This is a genomic window from Providencia sp. (assembly GCF_003533305.1).
In the GTDB taxonomy this organism is placed as follows: Bacteria; Pseudomonadota; Gammaproteobacteria; order Enterobacterales; family Enterobacteriaceae; genus Providencia.
The window spans coordinates 76948-90496 of record NZ_DOEH01000019.1 but is presented as its reverse complement, the minus strand read 5'-3'; the positions used below and the strand labels follow the sequence as shown (position 1 = coordinate 90496).

Genomic DNA, 13549 nt, shown 5'->3' with positions numbered 1-13549 from the left:
GATGATGAAGTCGTTAATCAAACCAATTATAGCGAAAAGCCCAGCTCGGCGAATGGTTTCAACCCTGATTGCCAGTAGTTTATTACTGGCAAGTGGGCAAAGTTTTGCTGAGGTTTTTACTATTCAAGTCAAAGTGACAGTAGTGGAAAAAACCTGTGATATTTATGGCCCAGCGCCAGGCGCACCAGTTTCGGTTGTATTCCCTGATTTGATTATTAATCAAATCGATGGTGGCTCATACGGAGAAACCCCAATTAATTACAATATTAATTGTGAAGATGCGGCAGATAACCCAGCAATTAAAATTCAGTTTACGGGAGTAGATGCCATGTCTGTTCCTAATAGTACCTTTAAAGTAGCCGGTAAATTAAAAACGACTGATAACAATTTAGCCATTCAGATTAATGCGAATGGTCAGCAGTTAAAACTTAATAATTGGTTTCCTTTTAGATATGCCAGTAAGCCTACATTAACGGCGGTTGCTGTACCGAGCGATGTCGGCGGGATACGCGGTGGTGAGTTTACCGCATCAGGCACTTTGAGTGTGGAGTATCAATAATGTCGATGACAAATAAATATAGAGGTTTGGCGCTAGGTCTTATCGGTAGCGCAGCATTATTGAGTTACAACCCATCAAAGGCGGTTGAGGTAAATTTTTCAGGCAACTTAATTGAAAACCCACCTTGTGATGTTGCTGGGCCTGATGGAGCTAATCAGCCAATTAAAGTGCAGTTTGGTGAAATTGGTATTACTAAAGTTGATGGTGTTAATTATCAACAAGATTTTACCTTAACTTTGAAGTGTGGCCCTGACTTGGGTAATGCAGTTGCCTTATATCTTCAGTATATGAGCCCATTTGTTGCCTCTTATGATGCAAAAGCACTGAGAACGAATATCAATGGATTAGGGATTCGTCTTTACCACAACGGTGTCGTCATCGGACCTAATACGGGGACAAAGATGACCATGTCGAGTAACGGAACAGCGACCTTGCCTCTCTACGCCGTGCCTATTCGTGATCCAAACCCTGCGACTATTTTACGTGAAGGTGATTTTACGGCTACCGCGACAGTGCAAATGCTGTACCCCTAAGGAGATCATAATGAAAAAGCATTATTTAATGAGTGGCTTTATTTTAGCCTTAGTGGGCGCATTACCTTCTGTTAGCTGGGCTGATAGCAGCAATACAATTCAATATAGCGGTAAATTAATTGCATTGCCTTGCACGGTAAACCCGGGCTCTGAAAATGGATATGTGTATTTTGGTGAGAATATCAACTCTAAAGACCTCTATACAGGGCAACGTGGTGCTTATAGTGACCAAGAGTTTGAATTCTATTTAGATGATTGCGATACCTCTTTGGGGAATACCATTTCAGCTAAGTTTAGTGGAAATGCTACGGCAGATGGTCTATTGAAATTTAATCCTGACAGTGAAGCTTCTGGTGTGGTGATTGGTTTAGAAACCATGAGCGGGGCGGCATTACCCATTAACAATGCACAGGTTGAGCCGGTATATCCGATTAAAGATGGCGATATGGTGATTAAGCTACGTGCTTATTTGAAAGCGGATCAAAACGCGATGGAAAATAAAACCATTAAACCAGGTTGGTTTAGCGCTACGCTAACTTATACCTTGATGTATCAGTGAATTATGGGTGAAGTTTGGCGACGTAGCTTATCAGTGGTTGTGCATTGAGTCCACTAATAGGAGGTAGTTATTTATTTTCTATGGATGAGACACTAAGTGAATGTCGAGGCATTTTTTATGAAAGATATATGGATGATTTCTTATTATTATCGCCCACGCGCTGGCCCTTAAAACGTTCAATTGCAGTATTACAAGATTTTTTGGCGCAAGACGGCTTTATCTGTCATCCCGATAAGACTCAAATGGGTCGAATTGATAAAGGATTTGATTGGTTAGGGCAACGGTTTACGTCAACAGAAATAACACGTTCACCACGTTCATTAACGCGTGCGAAAGAACGACAAATTGAAAAAGAAAAACGCTTGCGGCTTTATGGGCAATCTAGTTGATTGGTATATCTCAAACCAGCTAGTGCACGTTTTATTCATTAATTTTCATCAATATTTCGGAAGGTTGAAATGACACGATTATCTGGGTTGCTGGGCGTTCTCGCGCTGGCGTTTGCGTTCGAGTCTGTCTCTGGTGTAATAAACTTCGTTCCGAACGCATGGAATGGAAAGAATGCCAGTAAGTTGTGTTCTCCGCGAGCCGGAAGTCCTCCTTGGGAATGTACCAGCCTATCGTACGATGGGATGCACTCCGTAGGTATTAACATTGTGGGATCGTATACTCCTTCCGTGCCCGGGACATATTGTCGTTTGGAATATGAATTCAAGGCATCAGCGTGGAGCATTTACGGTAACCCCATCCCCGGATTTAATCTGGTTCCGCCCTTTTATGTCGCCTCATCGTCGGCGAGTGGTGGTACCGTTGCGGGTTCCCTCGGACGTTCAGATTGCAGCACGATGGTTAAATCACTGATCACCGAATTTGGTGCATTTAATTTGGATGGTGGTACCTTTTACCCGGCTAATACTTATACGTATCAACCGGACACGTGGCATCCATCTACTGTTAGATTGTGCGTAAGCGAACTCGATAGTACCGGGAACGAACTCGATCGGACATGTTCTCTATCGAGTGCTGTGAATGATGGGGGGACTGTCGTTACTCCCGTGAATTGCTATGTCGACCTTGATAACTCACAAATGAACCATGGTGTCCTTAGTTTGGGTGCTGCACCAAATCGCTTGTCCCGCCCAGGGACTGTCGGATGTGACTCAGCGGCTACCATGCGGATAGGGAGCGATGATCTTGTAAATAATCGGGTGACTTTGTCTAACGCGAATGGTGGAACGATAGAGTCAGTTATCGAGATCGCTGCTGACGGACAAACTGCCACGGGTTCTAATCCTTCGTTGACTACGACGGTGAGAGCGGGTATCCCTACTACAATTAATCTTTCCTCTACTCTTTCGGTTCCTAAGAGCGCAGGGGACTTTAGCGGCAATTTCATATTATACGTGTTTTTTTATTAGCCACGAATTAGAAAATTTGCGGGTATGTCTCAGTCTAGCTGCGTAAATTACCGACGAATATGGCATTGAGTCAAGCGGAGCCTGATTGAACATTGCATTATTGCCCACACTTGTTATTCGGTTCGATAAAATTCTAGAACGGTTCGAAAACGTACAAAATAAGTATTCTGTTTGAGAAAACACGACATAAGCTAGATGTACATTCAACGAGTATGAATCTTTTAAACAATATGGTTGATGATAGAATTATTTATCCTAATATATTGGTTGACTAGTTTTTTGAATCGAATATCGGTGACGCGGTATATCAAAAATGAAACAATCTATAATATGTAGATAAATAATCGATTGTGTAAACATGTGAAGTGTCAATTGAACAAGATATATAAGGCATACCCTTTAATAACGGATTCTTATGACATTCTCTAAATTTAAGCTTCTTATATAGAAGCTTAAATTTGCTACCGTGTGAACTCGATAAAACTTGTCTATATACTCAACCTTGAAAAACTTCTTACAGAAAATCAGTCACATAAAAATAAAGCCTCTTATCATATTCATGCAGATAAGAGGCTTTGAGCATTAATAAAATCAAATCACTTAAAACAAAGATTATTTTTATTATTAATTCCGCCATTAGGAGAGGTATAACCTAAACAGCCTAAGAGACTGTCGAAAATTTCGTGATGAAAGAATGTGCGAGATTGGCTATTGAGTTTTAGGTTGTTATACAAGCTTTGATTGTTTGCAATATAGGTATCCGACATCCAGACAATCAGCGGTACTCTAAATTGCTCAATAGGGGCGATTTTGCGCGGGGTGCCGTGTAGCCCTTTATTTTCATCAATAGACTCACCATGATCAGACGTATAAAAAACAATGGCATTCTTATCTTTTAATCTAGCAATAAGATCAGCGATTACCGTGTCCGTATAGAGAATTGAATTATCATATGAATTAATTAACTGCTCTTTTGAACATTTGGCGGCATTGTCGATACATTCAGGCATGAACTTCTTAAATTCAGCAGGGTAACGTTTTGAATAAAGATAATGCGAACCTTTGGTATGGAGGATAATTAAATTCATACCACTGACTTTATCTTGTATCACGTTATCGACTTCATCTAGTAATAATTCATCATGAATTTCCTGCCCACGTGAGCTATTTTTCGATGTGATCATTTCACGAATAAGATAATTATCCACATCAAGTTTATTATAAAACCATATTTCACTTTGCATCGAAAATAAATTGGATGAAAACCCGAGTTGTTTCATAACAGAAAAAACATTATTTTCGATGACAGTACGTTGTTCGTTATCTTTTACGCCACCTTCACGCACAAACATACATCTTAGTGATAATTTGGTTGAGGTATCACATGAGGTTCCTTTGAAGGCTACTACATTTTTCTCACTCGAGAGTCTTGGGGTAGTTTCTCTTTGATAGCCTAATAACTGCATATGATCCCAACGCGCGGTTTCACCGATCACAAATACCACATAAACATCTTTATTTTTTTCGTTTGCTGTATAAGTGAATTTTTCAAAAGGATCTAACAGATTCGTTTCATTGAAATTGTCATCATATTTGACAATCCCATATTGAACTAATGGGATCATCCAATTTGTCGGCAAATAAGAGTAGCCAATACCACCACCATAGCTTGATATATCAATGTTCTTTTCACGCTCACTTTCTTTTTGATAAGAATCGACGAGCTTGATATAGCTAAAAATAAGTAGCGGAATGAGGATAAAGGTAAATAGCCCTAATAGGCGGTTTCTCTTTTTGTTTAGTACTGTTTTTTGGGTAAACCAAATGAGTATGACGGGTGGAATAGCGAGTAAAATAGTCCAAATGAAGAAATTATTGTCAACGACTTCCTGAGACAAATCAATATCCGTTGTGAGGGTTGAGATTAAAATGCCATAACCAATCACAACATCATAAAATGTAATGTAATAACTGATAGCAATACTGATTAATATAATTAATGTGTATAAGAGCTTAAAGCTAAATATTCCAAGTAGTGCAATCAGCCTAAACAGAAAAAATGAAAACAAGATATTGACGATAATTTCAGCTATTAAGTATAGGTAACCATTGTTTTCATTGAGTAAAATCTGTGAATGAAATCTTGAAATATAAACAGAAAAATTTAAGAAAAAACCAAGATAAATTGCAAGGGTTATCGAAACCGCAATATCACTCCTCACTACTTTTAATAACAGACCCTTATGCATTTAAACTCATCACTTATTCACTTTAATCGCAAAAGAAAATTAGAGTGCGACTTTAGTGTTAAGTTCAAGCTAATTCACTGATCAATTAGGTGAGCCATTTCAATTCCCTTAATTATTGCATAGTTATTATTCGAGAGTTAAGTGAAATTTTTTAAATAAACACCTATGTAAATAAACTCTTATTTAATAAACAATAGAAACTTTAATGTTAATGAGATTCATTATCATGTTGATAATTATTATCATATGGGTATATTATTCGCTTGAATTATAAAGCACTCGTTATATCTAGAACATATCTCAAATTAGCTTAATTAAGAATAATAAATTGGAAATTTAACCACGCTTAAATTGTGTGGTTATAACACTAAGAACTTAAATTTAATCTATTGGCAAATATTCAATTACACCAAATAAATGGTAATTGATTAATGAAAGGCATTACTTAAATGAGATTTAATACTAAACGAAATATAGTTGGTTTGGCTATTTTGTACACATCGGCTTCAGTATATGCAAATGAAAATACATCATCATCAGTAAAAGATAAAATTACAGTGACGGCAAGTAAAATAAAATCTGACAGTAAACATATTAATACTGGGGATATTAGTACAATAAGAGGAACAACTAACTCTGATGTATTTGCAAATGAATCATCATTACAAATAAATAACGCTCGAAATGAGGCTGGGGCACTCGATATAGGGATCAGAGGGCTACAAGGTAATGGGCGAGTACCGATTGTTATCGATGGTAGCTTACAATCAACCAATACATGGCGTGGTTACCAAGGAAGCTCAGACCGAACTTATATTGATATGGATTTAGTCGATACTATTGATATAGAAAAAGGGGCTTCCATGAGCAAATTCTCAGGGGGCGCAATTGGTGGTACGGTGAAATTAAAAACACTCTCTGCCAATAGTATTATTCCTCAAGGCGACCAGTTCGGTTTCTTATTTAAAGGTAATATATATAATAATAATGTAAGACCAACAATCAGTTCAGATAACCGCCTTCAAGGCAACTATAGGCCTTCACAAAATCTGCAAAGTACTCATTTTAATAATGGTTCTTATACTGCGGGAGCTGCATTTAGAAATGAAAAATTTGATTTTTTAATTGCCTATAGTGATAGAACTCAGGGTAATTTCTTTGCAGGTAAACACGGTTATTCAAAATATAAAAATACCAATGCCCCTATATTACCAGGGCAAGAGGTCGTTAATACCAGTTATGAAAGTAAATCGACTTTATTAAAAACAAATATCTATTTTAATCCAGACGCTAGCTTGGAACTGAATTATCGTCGACATGAACAAAAAGCCGGAGAGGTTTTAGCCGCTTATTGGTACCAAAGTGATGGAAGAATGCCCCAATGGTCGCTTGGAAGCGCGGAAGTTGATACGGCGTCTATGAACTACTCATATAAGCCAGACTCAATTTTGGTGGATATGAATTTAGGTTTATGGTGGACGAAAGGAACATTCAATCAGCGAAATGGCTTAACTGAGGATGTGACCGCTCATTATGGCGACCAATACCAACACAGATATTCAGATGAAAGAATAGGATTTAATCTAGAGAATACCTCTCAGGTTGCTAACTATCCGATTGATATTACTTATGGTGTGGAATATATGGTTCAAAAGTCTAAACCACTAAGTAAGCGATATCAGCCAATTTGGACACCTAATGGGACTTTACAAGGTGAAGAGCTACCATCCGTCACGCGAGATGCAAAAGGAACAAATACGTCGGCATTTACGAATATCGAATATAGAAATGATTGGTTCACAACACTTGCCGGTTGGCGAATACATTCATTTGAAGTTGATGACCATATTGAAGGGAAAAGTCGCAGTTACGGACCTAAGAATGATTTAATGGGTGAAGTTCGTTTTCATATAACCAATGAGCTTGATGTCTATACAAAGTATTCAGATAGTTATCGAGAGCCAAGTTTATTTGAAAGTACCGTTTCAGGGCAAACATACTCTTATAGCCCGAATGTACCATTAAGACCTGAGCACGCTAAATCATTTGAGTTGGGTATTAATGTAGAGAAAAAAAATATTATTTTGGATGAAGATACCACGTCATTACGTGTCGCGTATTTCGATAATAATATAAAGGGTTATTTATCTCAGGGGGTGAATCCTAAATTAGATGATTGGTCCTCACCTTATGTAGTGACTAAAAATTATGATAGTTTCAAACTCTCTGGTTATGAAGTCGAGCTGAAATATGATTCTAATTATGCTTTCGGTTCATTAGATGCGACATTTTATAATAACTCTGAGCTATGTTCGGCAGATGAAATGGAACTTGGCAGATTACCATCAGCGTGTAATTCAGTGGGTTTTTCTTGGGGATTATCGCCGTCTAGAATACCACCGAAAAAGATTGTTTCGGGAATTGTTGGCGTCAAAATGTTCGACCAAAAATTACAAACAGGTTTAAGAGTGCGTTATAACTCAGGAAAAGATTATCCTCAAAAATGGTTAGCGGGCACGGCAGCAGCACCAGTTGAAAAACTTTACTCATCAACAACTATGGATATTTTTGGTAAATACTATCTTCAAAAAAATATTAACTTAAATTTCAATATTGATAATTTGACTAACCGATATGCCTTTGACCCAGGTACGGTAATTTATATGCCAATTCCAGGCAGAACGTTTAGATTTGGTATAGAAGCTAATTTTTAATTATTTTTGATAAAATCACCTTAAGTATTTAAATGCTTAAGGTGGTTCAGTGACATATATTTTACTTTTATTAACAGTTTATCTTAGATTGATTTTCATTTTTGGATGAAAGTTTAGCTTATGGGTGGTATCTTTAATGCTAAATCAAATTAGCTAGTATAGTTAACTGTCAAATAAGCGATTGAATAAATAAGGGAATATATGAAAAGAATAGGGATGTTATTGGTTTCAACGCTTCTGCTGTCTGGTTGTAATCTTATTCGTTCAGAACGTGCTTTTGATTGTTCTATTGATCAATCGTTTAATGAGATATCTCGGGAGAGAAATGGCTTATTTACTTTCCCTACTGCTGCGACGACAGCAAGAGTTTATTTAATTGATAATACACTACATATCATGAAATTTGATGGTGGTGATTATACTGGCTATACGATGACGAAAAATGAACAGCAAAGGCAGGTTGAAAGTATTAAAGATTTTAAGGTAATGATTAGTAAAGGCGATCTTTATTATGATGATGGGCGTGCCATTGAGGTATTTTCACCTGAGCAAAATACAGTAGGTTTTTATTATGTTGATCCGAAGACGGGAAAAGCAGACTCAATACAGTATTTAACTGAATGTCAAAGACGTGAAACCGAATTAGAACTGCATAGTCATAAAGATCATAATCACGATGACGATGACCACAATCCTTAAGTTTAAATGACAAGAGATTAACTGATATTATCGGTTGATATTGCAAATAGTAATTTGACGCCTAAGAGAAAAGCCACTTTACATACAAGTAAAGTGGCTTAAAAAGGTAATAGAATTAATGACCAGAAGTTTTTGCTTCGCGACAAGCTTCGAATAAGAACCAAACACGGCGCTCGGTTTCATCAATCCAGTTTTCAATTAAGCTAGTAGTTGAATAATCACCATACTGTGAACAGACCTCATGGGCTTCTCTAAATTCAGCAGCAAGCAGTTTATTATCTTCACATAGCTCAGCTAACATATCCAAAGGTTCAACATATTCAGCGTTGTTATCGCTTATTCTTTGCATTTTAGATATCTGGCTTATGGAGTGTAGCGTCACGCCACCAATTTTACGTACACGTTCAGCAATAGGATCTGTCATTGCGTACAATTGTTCTCCCTGCTCATCCAATAGGAGATGATAATCACGGAAATGCGGTCCACTCATGTGCCAATGGAAATTTTTGGTTTTAAGATAAATAGCAAAAATATCAGCCAATATCGCATTCATAGCGGCACTAATATCTTTAGTCGCTTCAGGTGAGAGGTCAGTTGGTGTTTTGAGTGGGCGGATTTGCAATTCTTTAGCTTTGCTCATTATTCACTCCTAAATATGTTTGGATTAGTTTGTGATGCTCGTTTATCTATCTAATATTAAGTATAGCTAATATTAAGTATAGATAAGTTTTACACAATCACCGGACAAAATAGTATAGCTACCTACTTAGCCCTAACTGATATTTATTATGTACCTTTTAAATTAAATTTGAGAAGAAATTGTTTTTTTATTGATGTATATCAATTATTCAATTTAAAAATAAAATTGGAGGAATAGTGAATAATTTATCTGAATCCCACTATTTAGAGGGTTGAGCTATTGATGTTTGAAGGGAGCGCTTCATTGATTGTTTTGCCGTATATAAATGATTGCGTAGCTCGTTCATTGCTTGTAAGTCATTGTGACTGACGATGGCACTTAAAATTGTCATATGTTCTTCAATGGCTAAAGCGTTACGTTCACGTAGATCGCTATCGTCCCATTGATAATGAAAATGGAATATAATGGTAACCATATTTAATGATTGGTCAAAAAATGGATTTTCCGCAGCAGAGAGAAGCAAGGTGTGGAATTTACGGTCTAAATCAGAAAAAGCACGATAATTATCAACAATAGTTTCTCTTAATTCTCTATGTTGAAATAATAATTCTTTAGCTTGTACCCAACGTTTATCATTAGCGGGTAAATTCATAAAACGCGTGAGTGCATAGGTTTCGAGTAGTTCACGTAATTCAAATAATTTTTCTGCGTGATCCTGTTCAAAAGTTTTAAGGCTCCAGAGCCCACGACGCAAGTTTTCAATGAGATTATATTGAGAAAATTGCAGTAAAAATTCCCTGACAACGACAGGGCTAACGTTGGCTCGATGAGCAAGTTGCAATTCAGTAAAGTTATCTCCAGGCTTAAGTTCTTTTTGTTGGATTAACTTGTAAAAAAAGGATTCAAATTCATTGAGTTGTATATCAGGTAGATCAACAATGGTATCAAGTAGGTCTTCATCGTTAGGTTTTCTAATAATGACGTAATCATTGCCAATATTTTCTAATATTTTTTGCCGAGTGAGATAGGTTAATACATGGCGAACTGTCGTGCGACTTACATTATACATTTCTGCAAGTACTGATTGGGAAGGTAGCGGCGAACAAATATACTGATGACGAATTGCATCAATAAATTGATTAATGACTTTATGTCGTAAATTTTGCGTTCTTGCCATGACAATATTTAAAATTCCAGTTTGCGAGCGAGTAATTTTATATTTTCTTATCGCTAAATCATAAAGATCTATAGTAACAAAAGATATCTACACGCTATTTAAGTTACAGTTAAAGTCGCGTGTAGAATAGGTGATTATTTTAATGATTTGATTGATTCTCTCATGCCTTGTTGCAAAATAGCATCAAGGTGTAGGGCAACTTTATCAACCAGTTTGTCATTTTTACTTAAATTTTGTTCCCAATGATTTTCATCAGAAAGAATAATACGAACAAATTCTTTTGAATCAAGTGTATTACCAACACGTGGCCATAACTCAGTAAAACGTGTTAACCATATATCATCATCTTGTAAGGGATAAAACTCATCAAAACGCTGTCCTCGATAAAAGACCAGTAGTGCTGCAAGAGCAAAACTTAAACGTTCTGAAATATAACCTTTATTCATACCCGAAATAAGCTGAGGTAATATACGAGTTCGGAATTTTGTCATACTATTTAATGCAATAGAAAGGAGCTGGTGTTGAATATACGGATTTTGAAAACGACTTGTAACTGCTTCAGCAAAAGCGCGTAATTGGTTTTCAGGTAAATCTAAAACAGGAATAATATCTTCACTTAATAACTTCTCAATAAATTCCCTAACATCATCATCCTGCATGGCCTCGCCAACCGTATTTAACCCACATAGCCAAGCAATAGGTACCATTGCGGTATGAGCACCATTTAGAATGGCTACTTTTCGTTCTTTATAAGGTTTGATGTCATCAACTATTTGAATATTCATTGGGTATTTATCAAGGTGTAATTCTTGTTCTAACCATTCAGGACCTTGGATAACAAATAGATAAAAGTATTCGGCGGTATCTAAAAAAGCATCATGATAACCCAGCTCTTGTTCTAATTGTTGAGCCTCATCTTTTGGATAACCGGTGACAATGCGGTCAACGAGTGTAGAACAAAAGGTATTTGCAGTGTTTATCCATTGAATAAATTCGGTGGGTAGCTGCCATTCTTGCGCATAACGTAAAATTAATGCTTTTAAGGCATCCCCATTATAATCAATTAACTCACAAGGTATGATAACCCAGCCTTTATCTGCTGCACCGTTAAAATGATTAAATCGCTCTAACAGAAGTCTGGTAAGTTTAGCTGGAAAACTGACTGGTGGTTTATCATTCACTTTATCATTTTCATGATAACTAATACCGGCTTCCGTCGTATTTGAAAAGACAAAGCGGATATTTTTATCTTGAGCGAGAGCTAAGTATTCATCATAATTTTTATAAGGATTTATTTCATTATTGACAGAACGGATCAGCCTAGACTGACTTATTTTATCACCATTTTCATTTAAACCACGAATAATGGTAGTGTAAAGACCATCTTGGGTATTTAATGATGGTGGAAAATCCGTATTAATAGGGCGAATAACAGTAATACCTGCATCAAATTTAGTTTTTTCATTTAAAATATCAATACTCCAACCTATAAAGGCACGTAAAAAATTGCCTTCACCAAATTGAATAATACGAGTTGGATAATTCTTCCCTAAAAAATCTTGACGATTTAATATTTTCATTCTCATGCTCCAAATATTAAAAATGGATAACGCCTTTAATTAACTCTCTATTATTAATAACTTCTTGTTCGTATATTTCAGCTAGAGAGGTAAATTGATAGTGGTGCGTTAACATTATTTCGGCATTTAATTGGTTATTAGCCATTAAGTGACCTACTTTTTCAAAGTCTTCTGGCGTTGCATTACGGCTTCCCATCATTGTTGTTTCTTTTTTATGAAAATCAGGATCGGAAATTTGTAAATTACCTTTAAATAATCCTACAAACACAATGGTTCCGCCGTGTCGGATCAGGTTAACTGTATTATTCATGGCATGTTGATTACCCGTTGCATCAATAACTTTTAAAGGTAAAGCTCCTGCAAATAATTGTTTTAATTGCTCTTCAAAATTATCAGCAGAAGGGTCAACTGTTGGCAGTGATAAATATTTATCCACATGATTGCGTCTTGCTTCACTAGTGTCTGCTACAACAACCTGAGCACCGTCAGCATGAGCAATGGCGGCAACACCTAAACCAATAGGTCCTGCACCAACAACTAATATTGCTTCATCTGCCTGTACAGCAGCGCGGCGAACTGCATGCGCGCTAATAGCAAAAGGTTCTATTAATGCTGCGGCTTCTGGTGCAATTCCTTCTGCGGATAATAAATTTGTAACCGGAACATTTAAGTAGTCTGCAAATCCGCCATCTTGGTGGACACCGATAACAGAAATATTTTCACAGCAGTTTGTGCGACCACTTAAACAAGAAGGACATTTTTGGCATGCAACGTAGGGAATAACGGCAACTTGTTGTCCAATATTAAACGCTGATTTATTGGAACCTAGCTGAATAATTTCGCCACAAATTTCATGCCCTAATACACGAGGGTAGCTAAAAAAAGGTTGATTCCCTCCCCAAGCGTGAATATCGGTTCCACATATTCCCACTGTTTTAATTTTAATTTTAGCTTCATTTGAATTAGGTTCTGAAATAGAACGTTTTTCCCAAATTAATTTTTTAGGTTCTTGGCAAACTAGTGTATTTATTGTTGACATGGTTTTCTCCTTATTTTGTATGCCTATTAATTTCAGCTAAAAAGGATAAAATAATAATAATACCCATTTGATTTGTGATGTAATACGCACAAAACAGTATTAAATATGTTTTTAATTAATAAAAAGCAGGGAAATAAATTAAATTAATAATTAAGTACCGATAAAAAGCAGTAAATTACTATCGAGTGCACGAATTTATGAAATTATAAATTATAAATATGTCTTCCCACATATTCTCAGGTTGAACAAAATCATGAAAATGACGTCTAGATCTAAAATAAAGTAAAAAATAAATAACAATCAATTAATTAGGATTTTAGTTAACTAATCTGAATATAATTCTGGGAAGATAGGGAGTTAATGTGGATAAAACAGATAGCAT

General features: G+C 36.3%; 11 protein-coding genes. 6 read left to right on the top strand and 5 right to left on the bottom strand.

Features of this window, described 5'->3' with window-relative positions; all coding sequences use genetic code 11:
- Position 1 precedes the first annotated feature (1 nt).
- Genes DD649_RS12155 through DD649_RS12140 form a run of 4 tightly spaced genes read left to right on the top strand, consistent with a single transcriptional unit; the run spans position 2 to position 2040 of the window.
- Complete coding sequence (locus DD649_RS12155; RefSeq protein WP_294349702.1) at positions 2–559, top strand: fimbrial protein; 558 nt, start codon at positions 2–4, stop codon at positions 557–559.
- Positions 559–1092 (top strand): fimbrial protein, encoded by a 534-nt coding sequence (locus DD649_RS12150; protein WP_294107274.1) that lies wholly within the window; start codon positions 559–561, stop codon positions 1090–1092. The genes DD649_RS12155 and DD649_RS12150 overlap by 1 nt, the downstream gene beginning before the upstream one ends.
- A 10-nt stretch (positions 1093–1102) precedes the next feature.
- Positions 1103–1651: a fimbrial protein gene (locus DD649_RS12145; RefSeq protein ID WP_336430805.1), complete on the top strand. Its 549-nt coding sequence runs from the start codon at positions 1103–1105 to the stop codon at positions 1649–1651.
- A 44-nt stretch (positions 1652–1695) separates the two neighbouring features.
- Positions 1696–2040 (top strand): reverse transcriptase domain-containing protein, encoded by a 345-nt coding sequence (locus tag DD649_RS12140; protein WP_336430804.1) that lies wholly within the window; start codon positions 1696–1698, stop codon positions 2038–2040.
- Positions 2041–3665: 1625 nt separating this feature from the next.
- Here the strand turns inward: DD649_RS12140 and eptB are convergent.
- Positions 3666–5318 (bottom strand): kdo(2)-lipid A phosphoethanolamine 7''-transferase, encoded by a 1653-nt coding sequence (gene eptB / locus DD649_RS12135; RefSeq protein WP_336430803.1) that lies wholly within the window; start codon positions 5316–5318, stop codon positions 3666–3668.
- Positions 5319–5767: 449 nt separating this feature from the next.
- On the opposite strand from eptB, the gene DD649_RS12130 reads away from it, so the two are divergent.
- Complete coding sequence (locus DD649_RS12130; protein ID WP_294107270.1) at positions 5768–8032, top strand: TonB-dependent receptor; 2265 nt, start codon at positions 5768–5770, stop codon at positions 8030–8032.
- 201 nt (positions 8033–8233) lie between these two features.
- On the top strand, positions 8234–8731 hold the full coding sequence (locus tag DD649_RS12125; protein WP_294107269.1) for a hypothetical protein: 498 nt from the start codon (positions 8234–8236) through the stop codon (positions 8729–8731).
- A gap of 115 nt (positions 8732–8846) precedes the next feature.
- Here the strand turns inward: DD649_RS12125 and DD649_RS12120 are convergent, their stop codons facing one another.
- The 4 genes from DD649_RS12120 to DD649_RS12105 form a co-directional block, all read right to left on the bottom strand.
- Positions 8847–9371, bottom strand: coding sequence for a DNA starvation/stationary phase protection protein (locus DD649_RS12120; protein WP_294107268.1), 525 nt, complete (start codon positions 9369–9371; stop codon positions 8847–8849).
- 259 nt (positions 9372–9630) lie between these two features.
- Positions 9631–10548 carry a GntR family transcriptional regulator gene (locus tag DD649_RS12115; RefSeq protein ID WP_294107267.1) on the bottom strand — a complete coding sequence of 306 codons (918 nt, stop codon included), beginning with the start codon at positions 10546–10548 and terminating at the stop codon, positions 9631–9633.
- A gap of 134 nt (positions 10549–10682) precedes the next feature.
- Complete coding sequence (locus DD649_RS12110; protein ID WP_294107266.1) at positions 10683–12128, bottom strand: tagaturonate reductase; 1446 nt, start codon at positions 12126–12128, stop codon at positions 10683–10685.
- A 16-nt stretch (positions 12129–12144) separates the two neighbouring features.
- On the bottom strand, positions 12145–13167 hold the full coding sequence (locus DD649_RS12105) for a zinc-binding alcohol dehydrogenase family protein (RefSeq protein ID WP_294107265.1): 1023 nt from the start codon (positions 13165–13167) through the stop codon (positions 12145–12147).
- Positions 13168–13549 lie beyond the last annotated feature (382 nt).

Coding starts and splice junctions, on each gene's coding strand:
- DD649_RS12120 (WP_294107268.1), bottom strand. CDS start 9,371: ATGAGCAAAGCTAAAGAATTGCAAATCCGCCCACTCAAAACACCAACT.
- DD649_RS12125 (WP_294107269.1), top strand. CDS start 8,234: ATGAAAAGAATAGGGATGTTATTGGTTTCAACGCTTCTGCTGTCTGGT.
- DD649_RS12145 (WP_336430805.1), top strand. CDS start 1,103: ATGAAAAAGCATTATTTAATGAGTGGCTTTATTTTAGCCTTAGTGGGC.
- DD649_RS12105 (WP_294107265.1), bottom strand. CDS start 13,167: ATGTCAACAATAAATACACTAGTTTGCCAAGAACCTAAAAAATTAATT.
- eptB (WP_336430803.1), bottom strand. CDS start 5,318: ATGCATAAGGGTCTGTTATTAAAAGTAGTGAGGAGTGATATTGCGGTT.
- DD649_RS12155 (WP_294349702.1), top strand. CDS start 2: ATGATGAAGTCGTTAATCAAACCAATTATAGCGAAAAGCCCAGCTCGG.
- DD649_RS12110 (WP_294107266.1), bottom strand. CDS start 12,128: ATGAAAATATTAAATCGTCAAGATTTTTTAGGGAAGAATTATCCAACT.
- DD649_RS12130 (WP_294107270.1), top strand. CDS start 5,768: ATGAGATTTAATACTAAACGAAATATAGTTGGTTTGGCTATTTTGTAC.
- DD649_RS12115 (WP_294107267.1), bottom strand. CDS start 10,548: ATGGCAAGAACGCAAAATTTACGACATAAAGTCATTAATCAATTTATT.
- DD649_RS12150 (WP_294107274.1), top strand. CDS start 559: ATGTCGATGACAAATAAATATAGAGGTTTGGCGCTAGGTCTTATCGGT.